16 protein-coding genes are annotated in these 19632 nt (G+C 37.9%); 9 read left to right on the top strand and 7 right to left on the bottom strand.

The window, feature by feature from the left end; translation table 11 throughout:
* Positions 1 to 108 precede the first annotated feature (108 nt).
* Entirely contained in the window at positions 109 to 666 is a 558-nt protein-coding gene (locus KK487_RS18175) for a TMEM165/GDT1 family protein (RefSeq protein ID WP_016899615.1), read from the top strand.
* A 106-nt stretch (positions 667 to 772) separates the two neighbouring features.
* Here KK487_RS18175 and KK487_RS18170 read toward each other — a convergent pair whose 3' ends face one another.
* The 3 genes from KK487_RS18170 to KK487_RS18160 form a co-directional block, all read right to left on the bottom strand.
* Complete coding sequence (locus KK487_RS18170; protein ID WP_016899614.1) at positions 773 to 1297, bottom strand: DUF6436 domain-containing protein; 525 nt, start codon at positions 1295 to 1297, stop codon at positions 773 to 775.
* A complete protein-coding gene (locus KK487_RS18165) occupies positions 1281 to 2747 on the bottom strand; it encodes a methyl-accepting chemotaxis protein (protein WP_016899613.1) in 1467 nt (488 codons plus the stop codon). The genes KK487_RS18170 and KK487_RS18165 overlap by 17 nt, the downstream gene beginning before the upstream one ends.
* Positions 2748 to 2877: 130 nt before the next feature.
* Entirely contained in the window at positions 2878 to 3432 is a 555-nt protein-coding gene (locus tag KK487_RS18160; RefSeq protein WP_016899612.1) for an isochorismatase family protein, read from the bottom strand.
* A gap of 158 nt (positions 3433 to 3590) precedes the next feature.
* Between KK487_RS18160 and KK487_RS18155 the strand changes: the two genes are divergently transcribed.
* Positions 3591 to 8096, top strand: coding sequence for an EAL domain-containing protein (locus KK487_RS18155; protein WP_020476943.1), 4506 nt, complete (start codon positions 3591 to 3593; stop codon positions 8094 to 8096).
* Between the two features lie 36 nt (positions 8097 to 8132).
* Here the strand turns inward: KK487_RS18155 and KK487_RS18150 are convergent, their stop codons facing one another.
* Positions 8133 to 9026 (bottom strand): cation diffusion facilitator family transporter, encoded by an 894-nt coding sequence (locus KK487_RS18150; protein ID WP_013463085.1) that lies wholly within the window; start codon positions 9024 to 9026, stop codon positions 8133 to 8135.
* Between the two features lie 223 nt (positions 9027 to 9249).
* On the opposite strand from KK487_RS18150, the gene KK487_RS18145 reads away from it, so the two are divergent.
* A complete protein-coding gene (locus KK487_RS18145; protein ID WP_029609939.1) occupies positions 9250 to 10674 on the top strand; it encodes a sensor domain-containing diguanylate cyclase in 1425 nt (474 codons plus the stop codon).
* A 120-nt stretch (positions 10675 to 10794) separates the two neighbouring features.
* On the opposite strand, the gene KK487_RS18140 is transcribed toward KK487_RS18145, so the two are convergent.
* Positions 10795 to 11382 (bottom strand): cysteine hydrolase family protein, encoded by a 588-nt coding sequence (locus KK487_RS18140; RefSeq protein WP_016899610.1) that lies wholly within the window; start codon positions 11380 to 11382, stop codon positions 10795 to 10797.
* Positions 11383 to 11533: 151 nt separating this feature from the next.
* On the opposite strand from KK487_RS18140, the gene KK487_RS18135 reads away from it, so the two are divergent.
* From KK487_RS18135 to KK487_RS18120, 4 genes are all read left to right on the top strand, one after another.
* Positions 11534 to 12508, top strand: coding sequence for a GlxA family transcriptional regulator (locus tag KK487_RS18135; protein ID WP_016899609.1), 975 nt, complete (start codon positions 11534 to 11536; stop codon positions 12506 to 12508).
* A gap of 65 nt (positions 12509 to 12573) precedes the next feature.
* On the top strand, positions 12574 to 13437 hold the full coding sequence (locus KK487_RS18130; RefSeq protein ID WP_029609938.1) for a patatin-like phospholipase family protein: 864 nt from the start codon (positions 12574 to 12576) through the stop codon (positions 13435 to 13437).
* Positions 13438 to 13774: 337 nt separating this feature from the next.
* Complete coding sequence (locus tag KK487_RS18125) at positions 13775 to 15799, top strand: hybrid sensor histidine kinase/response regulator (RefSeq protein ID WP_036955063.1); 2025 nt, start codon at positions 13775 to 13777, stop codon at positions 15797 to 15799.
* Positions 15800 to 15847: 48 nt separating this feature from the next.
* On the top strand, positions 15848 to 16039 hold the full coding sequence (locus KK487_RS18120) for a DUF3185 family protein (protein ID WP_013463077.1): 192 nt from the start codon (positions 15848 to 15850) through the stop codon (positions 16037 to 16039).
* 95 nt (positions 16040 to 16134) lie between these two features.
* On the opposite strand, the gene ahpF is transcribed toward KK487_RS18120, so the two are convergent.
* Positions 16135 to 17712 carry an alkyl hydroperoxide reductase subunit F gene (gene ahpF, locus KK487_RS18115; protein ID WP_016899607.1) on the bottom strand — a complete coding sequence of 526 codons (1578 nt, stop codon included), beginning with the start codon at positions 17710 to 17712 and terminating at the stop codon, positions 16135 to 16137.
* A gap of 166 nt (positions 17713 to 17878) precedes the next feature.
* Positions 17879 to 18448, bottom strand: coding sequence for an alkyl hydroperoxide reductase subunit C (gene ahpC / locus KK487_RS18110; RefSeq protein ID WP_008115650.1), 570 nt, complete (start codon positions 18446 to 18448; stop codon positions 17879 to 17881).
* 297 nt (positions 18449 to 18745) lie between these two features.
* On the opposite strand from ahpC, the gene KK487_RS18105 reads away from it, so the two are divergent.
* Both KK487_RS18105 and KK487_RS18100 read left to right on the top strand, forming a co-directional pair.
* The gene (locus KK487_RS18105; RefSeq protein ID WP_016899606.1) at positions 18746 to 19165 is read left to right on the top strand and encodes a DUF3429 domain-containing protein; all 420 of its coding nucleotides are present in this window, start codon (positions 18746 to 18748) and stop codon (positions 19163 to 19165) included.
* A gap of 67 nt (positions 19166 to 19232) precedes the next feature.
* A complete protein-coding gene (locus KK487_RS18100; RefSeq protein WP_016899605.1) occupies positions 19233 to 19631 on the top strand; it encodes a hypothetical protein in 399 nt (132 codons plus the stop codon).
* Position 19632: the final 1 nt, after the last annotated feature.

Below are 19632 nucleotides of genomic sequence, written 5' to 3'. Positions count from 1 at the left end.
TTGTAATGTTGTAGCAAGCGTTATCGGCGAGACCTAGGTAGACACTATCCTCATGGCGGGAGATAGCTGTTTGCCTTGGTTTAGTATTCCCGCCTGAAGATTATATTAATGGATATTTTTTTAACCTCTACCGTCACTGTTGCCCTTGCTGAAATAGGCGATAAAACCCAGCTTTTATCTTTACTATTAGCTGCTCGCTTTCATAATAAAATTGCACTTATTTTAGGCATTCTCGCTGCTACTATTATTAATCATGGTTTATCTGCATGGTTTGGTGATTGGCTAAGCGGAAACTTTGCCGTCGAATACTTACCTTGGATAGTCAATATAAGCTTTATTGTGGTAGGGCTGTGGCTACTTATTCCAGATAAAGATGAAGAAGTGAGCCATAAATACGACCGCTATGGTGCATTTTTAGTGGCCTTAATCTTATTTTTTATTGCTGAAATTGGGGACAAAACACAAATTGCAACCGTGTTGCTCGGTGCACAATATCAATCAGTACTTTGGGTTACGCTGGGTACTACATTAGGCATGTTAATTGCCAATGTCCCTGTTATTTATGCCGGTAAGGCGTTACTAAAAAGAATTCCATTAAATACCGTAAGAGCGATAGCAGCCAGTGTTTTTGTACTGTTGGGTATTTATGGTTTAGTGACTATATAATGATTAAATAACGTTTAAATCACTCTTTAATCGTTAAACAATAAAAAGCGCTTACCTACTTTTATACAAGTTAGTTGTAAGCGCTTTTTATATAAGGGTATATGATTTAGGCGTTATTTACACAATAGCAGCCTTTTGTATCCGCTATTAATAATGATGAGTTAAATCCGGCCTGTAAATTACTAATAACGGTTTCCACAAAGCCACTACCTTGAGAGCATGCCAGCCCTTCAGATAAAGGCCCTGCATAAACAAACTCACCATTTTTATCAATTAAAACGGCGGCAGGTGTGGCAGGGACCACTGACTTTAACTCATTATTTAATACAAAATTTTGCACTTCAACACCTTGGTTTGTAGCAAAGCGTTGCAAGGCTGATAAATGAGGCTGTGCTTGAATTGTACAGCCGCAATTTTCTTGCGTAATAATCACAAGTTGAGCACTGTCTTTGTTTTGCCACAGTACTTGGTTTTTAAATTGCGAAAACCAGTTTTGCTGTTTAAGCATATTACCCTCATCAAAGGGCTTTAGCTGCCCTAGCTGAAAGTAAACAAGTGCCGACACAACAAAAGCAAGCCATATACAAATTAAGCTAATGGTGAAATAACGAGACTTACTTAAATTTTGCAATACTTTGCTCTAATACATCAATACTTACGTCTATCAGCTGCACTTTAGCCGTTAACTGCTCAACTATTTTAGTCTCTTGATACTGATTTTGGCGCATTTGATTTGTACTCATTGCTATTTGCTCTGTATTTCCAGCCTGTTCGGAAACCACTTGAGCTACTGAGTTAGTGCTGGCAGATACCGCTTGAATTTGATCACTCATTGACGAAATATTCTCTTTCATCGTTGCGCTTATTTTTGTTAAATCAACCACAAATTCTACACATTGATTCATCGACTGAGTTGACGTGCGACTATTATTTACCAGATCAGTAAGCGTAGACGCTATTTTGGTTGTTGTTGCTTGGCTGCTATTTGCAAGCGAGCGTACTTCATCGGCAACAACAGCAAACCCTCTGCCATGCTCACCCGCTCGTGCGGCCTCTATTGCAGCATTAAGGGCTAATAAATTAGTTTGGTCGGCTATGCCTGAAATTTCATTGAGTAAACTAGTAATAACATCCCCAGCGGCCACTAAATGGCTTAACTGCTCTTCAGTGTTTGTTAACAAGGTGAGTAGCTCGGTGCTTTTTCTGTCGGTTTGTAATACTTCTTCCAGCGCAACATTGGCTGATTCAGTAATGCTATTAACTTGTTGTTTTAAAGTATCGCTTTCTTGTTCAACTAACTTAAAACCATGCGCAACTTGTGCGCCTGAATTAGCAATATCATCTGTTTGCGCGTTTCGTTGCTGCGCGCTATTGGCTAACTCATCATGAACATGAATAAGCTCTTTAGAGTTATTTTTTAAAGAGTCTGACTGAACTTGAACTTGCTTAATCACATCTGATAAGTACTCAAGCAAAGTATTAAAACCAACTACCGCTTTGCTTGTTGTGTCATCTGCTCGCATAGAAAGCTTAACTTGATTTGGATCTTGCATTATTTGCTCTGTGGCATAACTTAACGATAGACCCGCACGGCGTTCGCGATTTAATGTTACGGCAATAAAACCAGCTACAAGCGCTTCCACAATGGCATACGCTGCGTGAATAAGCACTGTTGAAAAGGCGAGTCGGTCTGGATCAAATACGTAAAAACCAGTATTTTGTGTTTGCAAATAGTAAAAAGATAAATGGTGTATAGCTACAAACACAATAGCGGTAATAAACACTCGCCACTCTATGAACATTATTAGCATGGCTAAGAAAATGAATATTTCGAAATGCACTTCAATAAGGCCATAGGCTTGTTGAATATGTAAAAATGAAAACATCATAATTGCAGCCGCAACAACATGCGGTGTCATTTTGCTATCGGGTTGGGTTTTTAAAAGCCAAATGGGGAGCAAACATAACGGTAAGCCGACAAGAAATGCTTCTGTCAGGGTGCCAAAATAAAGACCAATACCTATAGACTCAATAAACAAAAGACTAAAAATAATTGTGAATAACCGACTTACACTAGACATAAAAACCTTAAATTAATTGTGTTCTAATTTAAACACGTTCAGCTGATATTTAAACTCAAAACAGCTAGCTATTTATTATTTCAAATCAAACAAAGTACAAATTATTTGATTTAAAACCGTTTTTAATGCGCTACTTAACAATTGGTAGTATTTGTTTAAAGGTAGACGTCCCTGCTTTTGTTGTCCATTGAAATATGATGGTCTCTACACAAGAGACTATAGCACCGGCTTGACGAAGCTGTTCTAGTGCAATAGCTTTGTGCTCTGTGTTTCTTGATGCTACTGCATCAGCTGCCACAGTGACCGCATAACCCTGCTGTAATAAATCTAAGCATGTTTGTAACACACAAACGTGCGCTTCAGTGCCAATTACAACTATATGTGGGCGATTTAATTGCGCAAGAGTATCTAAAAACCCCTCTTGTGCACAGGCACTAAAGTTAATTTTTTCAAAATAGCGAGCATTAGGTAACACAGATTTTATTTTCTCATCACTTTCACCTAGTCCTTTTTTATAATGTTCTGTAATTATTGAAGGAATTTGATGAATAGCACTTGCTTTTGCTAACTGCAAAGCACAATCTAGCGTGTCATTAAACGAAGCAATCGCTGGTGCTAACTTACTTTGTAAGTCGATAACTAAAAGTATACTGTGCTCTGCTTTAATATTTCCTGCGTAATTCATACTATGTCCTTACGTTATAACTAGATTAACCTTGTAACAAACAACAAAAACACAACAAACAGTTTACATTTAATGCTTTTTGTAATTTTTGAATTAAACTCATGTTATATTACGCCAATATTTAATACCAACCTTGTTCGTTGTAAGGGTAAGTGCTTTTGAGTAAGTTTTTCTTTATTGTTTATATGTTTTTATTTGTTTGCTCGCAGCATAGCTTTGCTTCACAAACTTATTCAGAACAATTACAACGTATCACTAACAACGAACAATTGTCGCAAAGCTTTATAGTGAAATCACTCCAAGATGACGTGGGCTATGTATGGATTGCTACAACTGAAGGTTTATACCGATTCGACGGATACCAAGTCACGCCTTACGAGAGCGAATTGGGTTTAAAAAATAACTACATTAATAGTATTTATAAAGCAATTGACGGCCAAATTCTGGTTAATACTCAACTTGCAGGAAGTTATTTGATTAACCCTAATACCTTGCAAGCAGAGCTAATATATTCAGGGCATTTAAACCAAAATCAAGAAAAGTTCTCTCCTGTTCAGGCTGTTGCTGAACAACCGGCGCATTTTTATTTTTCTATTGATTCGCACATCTACCGATATGGTAAAACATCAAAAGGCCTAACACTCATCTCATCTTTGCCCGATGAAAATATGTTTATTAGAGCATTATCATTATACCAAAACACATTGTATATTGGTGCCGATCAGGGGCTATATGTTTATAGCTTTGCCAATAACGACCTACAACAAATAACACTTAACGACATTCAAGAAGTTACAAACGATAGCAACAATGTTAAATTTTTATCCATAGATGATGAGCTCGGTTTGTTAATTGGTACGGTTGAAGGAATGTATCGGATTGCTTTTGATGAAATTAAAAATATAAACCCTTCAGCATTAACAACTTTGATAAGTGACTATAATATTTGGGATTATATAAACACACCGTATGGTGAGTTTATTGCCACAGAAAGTGGGTTATTTGAATTCGATAGAAAAAACACAAGCATTAGCCCTATTTTAAACTTCAAAGATAGTAACTACAACGTAACAGAGAACACGATAAACGATATTATGTTTGATGAGTCGGGCTTACTTTGGTTAGGTTCTAGAACACATGGAATATTTACTTGGGCAGCACAAACAAAAAAGTTTAAAAAAATAACCTTACCTGAAAATAATATTGTAAATACTATTTACCAAGATAATAGTAAATTACTGTGGATAGGCACTGACGATGGGCTTGTTCAGTATAACTTAGAAACCCAAAAGAGTGACTTATATCTACAATCTAAAGATAGCAAAGCGGTCTATGGCCTATCGGCTATAGGTGATATTTTCCCTGCATATGGCAAAGGCGATAACTACCTATGGCTAGCAACTTTTTCCGGGCTCGATCTCTTTAATAAAGAAACAACAACATTTGAAAAAAACAAATACATTACTCAGTACAAGTTAAATACCGACTATACGTTCGGCATTGCACAAGTTGCACCCGATACTTTTGCTTATATAAACAATGATAACTTTTATATATTTAATGGTAACACAGGCGAAAACCGAGTTATTAATGGACTAAAAGAGCAGGTATCGCCCATGCTTGCATATACGTTTCATACCCCCTCTGAGGCTTTCCCTGGCGAATTACTGTTAAGTACCTCTGACACGCTTTATCGATACAACGAAGAAACAGCGACTTTAGTTACTATTTTTGAATCTAAAACAGCAAAAAACAATCTTTACCATACAGTAGAGAATTATTATTACGATGCTAAGCGAGGGCTGCTGTGGTTAGCCACCACCCAAGAAGGCTTAATTGCAGTAAACGCTAAAACATATCAGCAAGTGCATGTATTTGATAAACACAACTCATTAAATACTAACTCTATTTTTAAACTTATTGCAGATAATAAAGACTTTTTATGGATAAGTACTGATAACGGTCTTTATCAACTTAATTTAGATACGCTTAACATCACCACGTACACAATAAAAGATGGCTTAAGTAACAATCACTTTACAGCTCTAGCAGCATTAAGATTACACAACAACGAGTTAGCGTTTGGTAACCGTAGCGGCGTGCTAATGTTTGACCCAGATCAATTTGATAATGAACAGCGAAAAATCAATAATAACTTAGCAATTACTAATATTAGTTTGTTTTCACAAGCCCTTAATTACTCCCCTTCAAAATACAGCACTGATCCATTAATGCTTAAGCACGACGATATGGGCTTAACGGTTCGGTTTTCAAATTTTGATTATAAAAATATTAATAAAACCTACTACAAAGTTGAGCTTACAGGCCCTTCGTCTTTGAGCTACAACGATTTAAAATCTAACCAGGTGTTTTTTACTAAATTACAACCTGGTGATTATACTTTGTCTGTCTCTACTCAACAGCGAAATGGAGTGATCACAAGTGACCCCATACAGTTAAAATTTAGTGTAGCTTACGCCCCTTGGCAGTCTCCTATTGCATATACTTTATATTTTATTGCTATTGTTGTTATTTTGTTTTTATTTTTCTGGCAATACCGAAGCCGTAAAATTGCAATTGAACAAGCTCACCGCGCCGCTGTGCACTCTAAAACACAAACTGAGCTGGCACTAAAAAGTAATAAAAGCGGTGTATGGAACTATAGCTTTGCAGATAACTCAGTAAATACAGATAGAGGCGCAGAGCTTGGCTACGAGAACTTACCTGAACGCATCGATATAAGTAGTTTTTTTAATATTATGCATCCTGATGAGCGTCGCAGGCTACAAAGTAAATGGAATACTTTTACAAACCAAACTAAGCAAAAACATTGGCAAGCTACTTATCGTTTACGGCACAAAGATGGGCACTGGTTATGGTTTCATGATTTGGGGCAAACTATTTATAATGAAGACACTAAAGAGCCTCTTTATGTGTCGGGTATTTTTACTAATATTACCGAGCAGCTGGCAAACGAACAACAAGCCAAGATATTAGGCGAAGCATTTAGTCAAATAAATGACTTTTTACTTATTTTAGATGAAGACCTCGTGCCATTTTCAGCCAATAACAGCTTTATGGATGTGTTTTCTGATGAAGGCAGAGAGGGGATTGTTACCTCAAAATTATTTATTAATGCCATTGGTCAAGCTAAGTGTAGAGAGTTTGCAACAATTTTAAAAGCACTTAAACCAAAAGAAAACTGGCGAACAAATGCTTATGTAAAGACCACAAAAGCTGAAAAACACCCTATTCATTTAAGTGCCACAGCCGTTGCTAATGAAAAAGATAAAGTCAGTTATTATGTTATTGTTATTACCGATTTAACAGAGCAGAAACGCGCTGAAAATGAGTTACGCTACCTTGCTAATTACGATGCGTTAACGGGCTTACCTAATCGTAGTTTAATGAATCAAAAAATCGAAAATGCCATTACAAGCGCCGCTAAAGACGATTCGCAATGCGCTGTTATATTTATAGATTTAGATAAATTTAAACCCGTCAATGACTCCTTTGGTCATGCAGTGGGTGACAAACTATTGTGCAATATTACCGAGCGAGTGAGCCAATACTTAGGTGATGACGCTACATTTGGCCGCCAAAGTGGTGATGAATTTTTAGTGTTAGTTGAAAACGTTACCTCAATGGCCTCTTTACAACACACCCTCAACGAAATGAGCAAAGAGCTGGCTAACAAGGTTATTATTGAAGACTTCGCGATTAATATATCAGCCAGTATTGGTATTGCATTGTACCCATACGATGCAACATCGACCGATGCCCTCATACGTAACGCAGATATTGCCATGATGCATGCTAAACAAGCAGGCAGAAATGGATTTCAGTTTTTTAATGAAAAAATGAATGAGCAAATTAAACAAAAGCTTATTCTTGAAAACGACTTAAAAGATGCTGCTAGGGATAATCTGTTTTTTAATCACTATCAACCTATTGTTAATACACTAGATAAAACAATAAGTGGGGTTGAATTACTTATGCGCTGGGAAAACCAAGGCAAACCGGTTTCTCCCGCTTTATTTATACCTATTGCTGAAGAGACTGGCTTAATTGATATGTTAACTGAGCAAGCATTACAGCGTGCAATTACTGAGCTTGCTCCACTTTTGAACATTAACCCGTTGTTTTACATATCGTTAAATTTGTCTCCAAAACATATTTTAAAGTCCAATATAACGCAGCAGCTCAGCTCCATACTAGAAAAAGCACAGATAAAACCACAACAACTTCGTTTAGAAATTACAGAAAACACGCTATTAGAAGATAAATACAAAGCAGCTAAGCAACTAAAAAGCTTACAGGCTGCTGGGTTCAACCTGTTTCTTGATGATTTTGGCACTGGCTATTCATCGTTAACTTATTTGAGTCAATTTCCAATTAATGTGATAAAAATAGATCAAAGCTTTGTTAATAGTATTGGTATTGATAAAGGGAATGAATCTATTATTAAAACGATTTACTCACTCGCTGAAAACTTAGAGTTATATTGCATTGCCGAAGGGGTAGAAACGCGGGAGCAGCTAGAGTTTTTAAAAAATATTGGCTGTCATAAGCTACAAGGTTACTACCTTGCTCGCCCTATGAGTGCTAACGATTTAATGAGCCCGGAGTGCTTCGAAAAAATTATTGATTTGATACGAAACTAAAAGCGACTTAGTTAAGTCGCTTTTAGGTTTAACGCATTAGTGTATGTGCTTGCATTCGTAGCTTTCTATTTGTAATACGCTGTTGCGCACATTAAATTTATCTGCAAGCAGTTTAATTACCTTTAAGCGGCACTCTTCATCATGTTTTTCTATAGTACAGTGTTGTTTTAGCACAACATGAGCACCAACAATAACCTTTTTGTTTTTACGAACAACAGTGACATTGTGCACATTTGCAACATGTTCCATGGTGGTTATTTCTGTTTCAATATCGGCCACTTTAGGTAACTTAGCTTTATTTGAACGCAACCCCTTGAGACAGCTAATAATGACCTTAATACCGGTAAATAAGACAAAAGACGCAATTAACATGCTCGATAAAATATCAATTACATTCCAGCCTGTTATGTATATAAGTACACCAGCAGCAAAAGTAGAAACCGTTGATATTAAATCAAAAAACGAGTGTAAAAACACGGCATACACATTAATGCTCGCCTTACGGCCTTTATAAAGCACCCATGCCGCTGCGCCATGAAATAAAAAACCAATAGCAGCAATTACCGACATCAAGTAACTATTAATAACCAGCTCATGTCCCCCTTTATGATGCATAAAGCGCTCAGTGCCCTCATATAAGATAAGTGAACTAATGGCTAGGTATAAAACGCCGTTGATCAACCCCCCTATTAGCTCTGCTTTTTGATGGCCATCGTTATAGGTTTTAGCTAAATGAATAGCAAAGCTAGACGCAATGAGAGCAATGAACAAAGAGCTATTATGAACAAACAAATGCCCTGCATCAGCAAGTACTGCAAGTGAGTTTGCGTAATACGCACCCACTAATTGAATCACCATAAATGAGCAGGTAATTGCAAGTGCAATTAACAAACGGCGACGAGAAGCGTGATGTGTGGTTATTTCTGTCATGAAATATAATAGACCTTCACTAAAAATAAAGTAAGCTTATGAAATAAAGCAAATTGGGAAATACGTAATGATATACAGTCACAATTGTAATACGTAGGCCAAATAAACGCACTAAAAACTTAGTAAAACACAAAAAACTGTACTAAAAATAACTAAGCAGATACAAAAATAATAATTAATTCATAAATATGGTCAGTTATCATATTTTAATGCGGAGAAACCCGTGAGCCATGACTCAAACAATACAATTTGGCAGGTTTTTAATCTAATTAATTTAGCGGTGATTGTTTATGACAATAAAACACATAATTACATCTTAAACCAACATGCCAAAACGTTACTTAACATAAATAGTGACGACGCGCTTAGCAGCGATGTTTTTAACAATATTACGCTTCGCGACTTTAATGATGATACGGTTGTTACCGTTGAGCAATTATTCACATCTACTCTAACAGCTGTTTTATTAGAGTGTGAATTCACGCCTCAGCTTTTAAATGTGAACTACTCAATCATTGATGACTCTGTTTCTATGATCACTTTAGAGCAAGACCATAGTCATGCAGAGCAATATAATTTTGACCATATTATTTCAAAAATATCCACCAAACTAATTGATATTCAAAATGACAATATTGATCAACAAATTAACTTTGCACTCAAAGCCATAGGCACCGTTTGTAAAGCAGATAGAAGCTACTTATTTGAATTTAATACCGATAGTGAAACTTTAACCAATACGCATGAATGGGTGAACACCGGCATAACTGCCTACAAAGACAGGTTGCAAAACGTCCCTAAAGCCGAGCTACCCTACTTTTTTGATGTAATGAACTTAACACACCTATTTAAAGTTAATGATGTTGCTCAGTTACCGCCAGAAGCGAATTCAGAAAAAGCAGAGTTTGAAGCGCAGAGTATTCAGTCTGTTTTATGTGTTGGCCTGCGCTTTGACAAGGAGCTTGTTGGTTTTATTGGCTGTGACTGTGTTAATACAAAACGCCAATGGAGCAAAATAGATTTAATAAGAATCAAGCTCGTAGGCGAAATTATTAATAACGCACTCAAAAACATAAACTATAAAAAAAAGCTGCAGTTAGCCCAAAAACAATTAATTAACGCTAATACAAAATTAAATAAGTTAGCAAACACCGATGCACTTACTGATATTGCCAACCGCCGATTTTTTGATACTTCCCTAAAGAGCGAAATTAAACGCTCTGCAAGACAACACCAACCAATTAGTTTAATTATGTGTGATATCGACTTTTTTAAGCGCTATAACGACAATTATGGCCACCACAAAGGCGATGAAACGTTAAAACACGTTGCTCGTGCATTAAAAAGTTTATGTAAACGTGAGGGTGACATAGCAGCTCGCTATGGCGGTGAAGAATTCGCAATCATTTTACCTGCTACGAATATAGAGCAATGCCATAAATTTGCTTTGTTAATTGAGCAAAAAATAAAAGCACTGAATATTACGCATGAGTTCTCTCCTATTGCCCCTTACATAACACTTAGCTTTGGTTGCTTTTGTAGTTATCCAAATGCAGATACACACACAGAAACCCTAATAAAAAGCGCTGACATTGCTTTATATAAAGCAAAGAAAGCTGGCAGAAATCAAATATGTATTTTTGAATAATAAACAATCATAAATTACTCTTTTCACAATGAAAGTCATATCATTATATTAATAACCACTTTGTGCTATTTAAATGAACAATAAATTGCCCATTTAAATTTATAAATTAAAAACACTTTCTTAGCTTAAGTCATCAGCACTTGGGATAACCACGCCATATAAGTCATTAATGGTTGCTAAGGCACTTTTATGTAGATCATATGCCAACACATCACTTACTGAAGTTTGTAATGGTCTTGTAGCGCACGCGTCAGCGACTACCGTTGCGTGGTTACCTCTTAAAAATGCACCTTGCGCTGTAAATGTCACACACATGTGGGTCATAAACCCAACAATGATCAATTTATTATTACCAATTACATCTACTTGTTCGCCTAAGTCTGTTCCTACAAAACTATCGGGAGCTGTTTTAACGATAACTTTTTCATCCGCAATTGGCGCGACACTTGAGTGTATTTGGCCTATTTCGGCATTAATATCGTAAGGCGAGCCTTCACCACCATCATGCATAATATGAATAATTTTAGAACCAGCAGCACGTGCATCAGCCAGTAAAATTGCCGCATTATTAAGAGCATCTTGCCACCCTTCTAACTCCATAACACCTTGTGTATAAGTATTTTGATAATCAACAAATATAAGTGTGGCGTCTGTAAGTGAAGCGGGTGTGGAGTCAAGCCCATTAAGTTCACGAAGTGTCGTCGTCATAATTTATCCTTTAATACCGAGTTAAATTTAAGTTTATAAGCTATCACGGCTGTGACAGCCGTGTTGCTGCGTTTGCACCGTGACAGCTTATACTTTATAGTCGGTTGCAAATAGTGTCCTAAAGGACGGTAGTCGATGATATTAGGCCAAAATGACATTACTCTGTGAACATACCGTTGCGATTGTTGCTTATAACAATATCAGTTTGTTTCACCTATCTATTCCGTGTAGTATTTTTGGTGAAGACTTAGACCGCGTGGGCGCTCGTCCATATAAAGTCACAGTATGTACAGAAACGGTAGGTCTGGTGCCAACACTTTCTGGCTTTCCCATAGAAATAAAACAAGACCTGTCAATACTTGAAACTGCTGATACTGTCATAGTACCCGCGTGGTGCGATCCTGATATACCCGCCTCAACAGCTTTACTTAATGCACTTCGCCGTGCACATGCTCGTGGAGCAAGAATGGTAGGTTTATGTTTAGGCGCTTTTGTGCTTGCTGAAGCAGGTATATTGGATGGCAAAACAGCATCAACACACTGGGTATGGGCTAACGACTTCGCACAAAAATACCCAAAAGTAAACTTTGATAACGATGTACTGTACATTGACGAAGGAAATGTTTTTACCTCAGCAGGCGCCGCTGCCGCAATTGATTGTTGCCTACATTTATTACGTCGTGATCACGGCGCAGATATTGCCAACAGCGTGGCCAGACGCATGGTTGTGGCGCCTCACCGCAGTGGAGGACAAGTACAGTACATAGAAAAACCCATTCCTCGACACATCGATAGTAACCGTTTAGAGCCGGCTATCACTTGGGCACTAAAAAATTTAACTAAACCTTTAACAATCGATGAACTCGCCAGTAAAGCAAGTATGAGTCGCCGTAATTTTTCTCGACTTTTTAAAAAAGCAATGGGCACTACATTTACACAATGGCTGCTGAGTCAACGTCTAACCATCGCGCAGCAGCTATTAGAAACAAGTAACCACAATATAGATAGAATTGCTAATCAATCTGGGTTTTCATCGAGTGTTAGCTTTCGACAACAGTTTTTAGCCGCTTTCTCTATTTCACCTTCCGCTTACAGAAAGCAATTTAAAAGTAGCGAGCCGCAATAAAAAGTTACTCGCACATACGCAAATCACTTGTTAGCATGAGGTATTATCAAAGGATGGAAATGAGCATGACGAACAATAATCATACGTTAGTCGTTGAAGGTGGTGCAATGCGCGGTATTTTTGCTGCAGGTGTGCTTGATGAGTTTTTAGAGCAAGGATATCAACCCTTTAATCGGTATTTTGGAGTATCAGCTGGTGCTACAAATGTGGCAGCCTATTTATGTAAGCAGCCAACACGCAACTACAAAGTGATCACCGATTACTCCTGCAGGCCAGAATTTATTAATCTCGCACGTTTTATCAAAGGCGGCCATCTATTTGATTTAGATTGGCTGTGGCAAGAAACAGTTCGTGAAATCCCCTTGAATACCGACGAATTCTCGCAATCTCTTTACGATTTTTATATTGTTGCAACAGCAATAGATTCAGGTAAAGCTCACTATTTGCAAGCAACGGGCAATGAAATGGTTGAGCAATTAAAAGCCTCTTGCGCCATCCCAATCGCTTATCGGGATTACCCAACAATAAACGGGATCGCAATGACCGATGGTGGCGTTGCCGATTCTATTCCGGTAAAAAAAGCCTATGAAATGGGTGCATCAGAAATAACAGTTATCCTCTCCCAACCTTTAGGCTATCGTAAAAAAGACAACAAAGTACCGTGGTTAACTAAACAACTCTATAAACAGAGCCCTGCGCTTGCAGAGGCCGCCATACAACGTTCTAAAAATTATAATGACAGTATTGATTTTTTGCACAATGCTCCGTCAGATTGCAAAATAAATATTATTGCACCACCAACAGGGTTTAAAGTCGGCCGCACCACTAAAAATCGAGCTATACTCAATTCAGGCTATCAAATGGGCATAAGTGAAGCTAAAAGTTACTTGGATAAACCTAGATTTGGTAGCAATGGTTATGAGCGATAAAACCATTCCAAACAGATTGCTCGAAGTCGAAATTGCATTTACTCATACACCCAAAGCTATTGAAATTATAAAATATGTTTATGGTGAACGTTACTCAACGTGCTTGAGCATACACAGGTAATACAAGAAGGGTTATTAATAAACAGCGTGGACTAAGAAGAACTACATAGTGATATAACCCTGAATTTACATCTAATTCAAGCTATTAATTTTTAAACCCGCGAGTTAATGTAGTAAGGAATTATGTGTTAATGGCTTATTGTCAAAAAATAGATTATGTTTAGGCATAGTGCTTGCTTGTGTTTTTGTGTACGTACTAAATAAATTAAGGTTTTTTGTGAATTTTCTTCGATGCTTTCATAATATAGTCTCTGATCAACAGCTTAGCTTTGATCAAAAAATTGCAGACTTACTTGCTTTTGGGCTCGATGTTTTTCAGCTCGATTTGGCTATTATCAGCCGCGTAAAAAATAATTCTTACACTGTTTTACATGCTATTACCCCTGACAATTCTCTTGCTATTGGTACTGAGTTTGAGTTAAACGGCACCTATTGTACACATACTTTGTTGGCCAACTCTGCACTGGCATTTCATAATGCGTCGCAAAGTAGTATTGCAAATCATCCTTGCTATATTAATTTCCAATTGGAGGCGTATATTGGAGCGCCTATACGAATAGGTACAGACGTATTTGGAACTGTTAACTTTTCATCAGCTCAAGAATGCGCCCCTTTTAGCGATGAAGCTTATGATTATATTGAATTATTGGCTCAGTGGTTGGGCTCAGAATTTGCGCGCAATCAGGATAAAGTTAATCTCACTAAAAATAGTGACACCTTATTGAAACTTGAAAGCGTTGCAAATATAGGCACATGGGAAGTCGACCTAATAGACAATAGCATTTTTTGGAGCCAGCAAACTCGACGTATTCATCAAGCCGAAGAAGGCTATACTCCAAACATGGAAACAGCCATTGAATTTTATAAAGCGGGTAAAAGTCGAGATAGCATTAATAAAGCGGTAGAAAATGCGGTATCTAAGGGTGAAAAATGGCATTTAGAGCTGGAAATAGTTACCGCAAAGCAGCAAAATATTTGGGTGTCGACTTTTGGAGAGGCCGAGTTTAACAACGGCAAATGTGTGCGATTATTTGGTACTTTTCAAGATATAACTGAAGCCGTTAAGTTACGCGAAGAGTTAAAACAAAAAAAAGCACTTGCAGAACAACTCCTCCAAGACCGTAGTATGCTGTTTGCCAAAATTAGTCATGAGCTTAGAACCCCGCTTAATGGTATTACGGGAATGTTAGCGACTCTCATTGATGAACACGATTATGACAAGCGGGCAGAAAAAATTAAAGTCGCCCTTCGAAGTGCTGACATTTTATTAAGTATTATTAATGAAGTACTCGATTTTTCAAAAATAAATCATGGTGAGTTAAAACTGGAGCCTCACCACTCTCTACTTAAAACGGTATTTACCGATTTGGTTTCTTTATATTCGGTATTGTTTAGTAATAAAAACATTGAACTGCTAGCCACTAATCTCATTCCTAATGATGTTTGGGTATACTGCGACACCTCTCGATTAAGCCAAATTGTCTCTAATTTACTAAGTAACGCGTTAAAATTTACAGAGCATGGATCTGTTTCTCTCTATTCGCAATTAGCATTAGACACAAAACACCCTTTACTTACCATTAAAATAACCGACACGGGTCGCGGCATGAGTAAAGCGTATTTAAACTCATTATTTAAGCCTTTTACCCAAGAGGTTGATGCTAACAACAATAAAGGCGGCACCGGATTAGGTTTAGCAATTGTTAAAGAACTCGTTGGTTTTATGAATGGCAAAATTGAAGTAACGAGTGAGGTTAATGTGGGTACGTGTTTTACCTTAACTATCCCGATTGAACTTGGCAAACAACAAATACAGACACCGAGTCTTAAATTGATTAATAATCATGGTGCCAAATTATCAGTACTGGTGGTTGATGATAACGAAATAAACCGCCTTGTATTAGAAGCTGCGCTGGATAAGTTTAATATAAAATCAGACTTTGCCATAGACGGCCAAGACGCAATTTTAAAGTGCAAACAAAAGCATTACGATCTTATTTTTATGGATTGTATTATGCCAATACTTGATGGTTTTGAGGCTACCAAACAATTAAGATCTAATAACATTTGTAGCCCCAAAAGCACATATATCGTCGCTCTGACGGCTAATGCTTCTTCCCAAGATAAACTAAGCTGTAAACAAGCGGGCATGGATATGTTTATAGCCAAACCATTTAAGCTTCCAGCAATAGAAGAAGCAATTACAAATACATTAAAAAGGCTGAGCGTAGCCACATTATAATAACGAGTGTCGCTCAGATTAACTTGCACTAGAAAACAAAGGATCATTATGACAAATAAAATTATTGGTATTGTACTTATTGTTATTGGTATCGCACTGGCAATATGGGGCTATGACGTTTATGACTCAGCAGCCTCTCAGGTTACCCGCGCATTAAACGGCGAAACACCTATGGAAGCCTGGCTTGGCTTTATTGGTGGCGCAGTCTGTATTTTAGTGGGTATTACCCGACTTAAATAGCGCTCAAAAAAGCCGCCTTTGGAGAGGGCGGCTTGGGTGAACAAACAGCTATGGGTGAGAGCTGTTATATCAAGAGACTTTAAGCTAAAACACTATTAAGCAGCGCTTTGCTCTGCATCGGGCGTTTGACGAATTAAATAGTCAAACGCACCTAGGCTTGCTGTTGCGCCCGCCCCCATCGCAATAATAATTTGCTTAAATGGCGTAGTGGTTGCATCACCTGCAGCATAAACGCCTTGTAACGATGTTGCGCCTTTGGCATCAATGAGTATTTCACCAAATTGGCTCAGTTCAAGGTCGCTGTCTTTCAACCATTCGGTATTAGGTATTAAACCAATTTGTACAAATATACCGGATAAGTTCAACTGTTTACTCTCGCCGCTAAGGCGGTCGGTATAACTTAACCCCGTTACTTTTTTGCCATCACCAAGTACTTCCGTGGTTTGGGCGTTTTTAATAATAGTGATGTTTTTTAAGCTATTAGCTTTACGAATAAGTACCTCATCGGCGCGTAACGTATCAGCAAATTCAAGCACAGTAACGTGTTCAACTATATTGGCTAAATCAATTGCCGCCTCAATACCTGAATTACCACCACCAATAACCGCAACCGGTTTACCTTTAAATAGAGGCCCATCACAGTGCGGGCAGTATGCAACGCCATGGCCTTTATACTGTTGCTCACCGGGTACATTCATTTCGCGCCAGCGTGCACCGGTTGCTAGTACGAGTGATTTTGCTTTTAATACAGCGCCATTTTCTAAAGTAATATCATACCCATTACTGCCTTTTTGCAGGTTTGCCGCGCGTTGGTTGTGCATAACATCAACATCGTATTCTTTAACGTGTTCTTCCAACTGAGCCACCATTTTTGGCCCTTGCGTTGCTTTAATTGAAATAAAATTTTCAATCGCTAATGTATCAGCAACTTGACCGCCAAATCGCTCTGCTACAACCCCAGTATTGAGCCCTTTACGTGCTGAATAAATAGCTGCCGAAGCACCAGCTGGCCCACCACCGACGACAAGTACATCAAACACCGACTTTTCATTGAGTGATGCTGCTTGGCGCTGTGCACCTTTGCTATCCACTTTATTTAAAATATCAGTGAGGCTCATGGCCCCTTGGCTAAAAGGTTCACCATTTAAATAAACAGCGGGTACAGCCAGTATGTTTCTTTGCTCAACTTCATCTTGAAATAATGCCCCATCAATCATGGTGGCTTTAATATTACTATTTGTTGCTGCCATAGTATTAAGTGCCTGCACAACTTGCGGGCAGGTTTGGCAACTCAAGCTAATATACACTTCAAAATTAAGTGTTTGTTCAAGTGTTTGTATTTGTTCAATGTCATCTTTACTTGCTTTACTAGGGTGACCACCCGTATTTAATAGCGCTAACACTAAACTAGTAAATTCGTGTCCCATAGGTACACCTGCAAAGGTAATATGGGTGTTTTTTTCTGGTGAATGCACCACCATAGAAGGCCTGCGGGCGCTAGTATCGGGATTATTTATTACACTAAACTTATCGCTTAGTGACGCTAAATCGTTTGCTAGACTTTCTACTTCTGTTGATTTTTTGCTGTCGTCCAAGGCGATAAGCAGCTCAACAGGCTGAGTCAGCGATTCAAAATGGCTTTTTAGTTGGTTCTTTATGTTGTTGTCTAACATGGCTTAGCCCCTTAAGGAAAATTAAAACAGCAAGGTTCCCATGCCATCAGTGCATGTGCGAAATTTTAGAAACGTGTGATGGCGTGGGAGAGTGCCCAGTGAACCTATACAGGCTCACTGGTATTAGAGTCATGTTCTACTCTAAATTTTTAGTTAGTGGTAAGGTTTAAATCTTACCAACTAGGTCTAGTGAAGGTGCTAGTGTGTCTTCACCTGGCTGCCAAGATGCAGGACAAACTTCGCCATCGTGTGTTGCAATGTATTGGGCTGCTTGCACTTTACGAACAAGTTCTTTAGCACTACGACCAATGCCTAAGTCATGTGTTTCAACAACTTTAATTTCGCCTTCAGGGTTCATTACAAATGTACCGCGAAGTGCTAAACCATCATCTTCAATCATGACACCAAAGTTACGTGTAATGCGCCCTGTTGGGTCACCAATCATTGGGTAAGTAATTTTACCGATGGTGTCTGACGTGTCATGCCATGCTTTGTGCGTAAAGTGTGTATCTGTTGATACTGAATAAACTTCAACGCCCATTTCTTGTAACTGTGCGTAATGATCTGCAAGGTCACCTAGCTCTGTAGGGCATACAAACGTAAAGTCAGCTGGGTAAAAGAAAAAGATAGACCACTTACCTAATACGTCTTTTTCAGTGAGTTCTACAAAGTCACCATTGTGGTAAGCTGTTGCATTGAAAGGTTGTAATTTTGTGTTAATCAATGAAGTGCTCATAGTATTCCTCATTTATGTTTAGTGTATTTAAAAAGTTAACGCCTTGTGCGTTGGCTTGATTAATACAATAAGGCCATTGAGAAATTAAATAAAATTGATTGTTTAGATTAAAACAATCGATTTTTAAGATTGCAAACCCAAGGAGTGATCTACTGCTTACTTTTAAGTGTTAAAGCAGTTACAACTCAACTACCACTCATAGTCAGTTGCGTTATATAGATTTTAATAAGATTACACTGCACATCCTTGCTACAATAACGTGGTTTACATTACACAACCTTCAAAGGCATTTCATTTATGGAAAAATTCGTCAATCACATTCAACTTGGCTATTTGGGCTTATTGCCATTTTTAGGCTGTGTGGGCTGGCCACTCATGGTTGGCAGTAACAGTGTAAATTTAGAGTTTTTTAGTTTTTACAGCATTGCTATTTTAGCGTTTATGGCGGGTAACTTATGGCATGCAGGCCAGCAGAGCTTTGCTGATGCGATTAAAGCTGTACTACCGGTTATTCCTATTCCGTTTTTATCATTCTTACCGATTGAGTGGATGCTTGCTTGGTTAGGCGCGAGTTTTTGGTTAGTACTGATTTTTGAAAAGGCCACAATACAGTGGCAGGGTTATCATAAAGATTATCAAAAAATGCGTTTTGTGCTCACATCAGTGGTATTTGTGTGTCATATCTTAATTATTGGTATGAGTATTTACCCTAAATAACACGCCATGGCTTAACCATTGGTCTGTAATAGGGTAACATCCGCGCACTGTATTGAGAGGACACACCATGATAGACCAATTACGCCAACAGCTTACTGACCTTGGTGAGAATTTTGTAGAAAAAAACGCGGCTTTTAAAATTAAAGTTATCCCGTTTTTTTGCGCTATTAGCATAAAAAAAGATCATAAAAGTGAGGGGCGTCTTTCTTTTTATTCAAATCAGCTCATTGAAATATTTATGGTGGTGTTGTTTGTTTTATTTGGCTTAGCCATTTACGACCCTCAAGCCGGTTTTACTCATGGCCCTATTCATATTGTGTTTGCTATTTTGATTACCTTTAACTTAATTCTTAAACAAGTTGCCATTGAAGGGTTAAAAACGCGTTTAGCTATGTATAGGTTGCATCAACAGCTGATTAATACACCGCATCCTGGCACATCGCCTGTTACTAATAAAAACATATAAT

The sequence above is a fragment of the Pseudoalteromonas sp. SiA1 genome (assembly GCF_018732205.1).
GTDB lineage: Bacteria > Pseudomonadota > Gammaproteobacteria > Enterobacterales > Alteromonadaceae > Pseudoalteromonas > Pseudoalteromonas tetraodonis.
The sequence above is the reverse complement of the archived record's forward strand: the minus strand, read 5'-3'. Positions and strand labels throughout refer to the sequence as shown.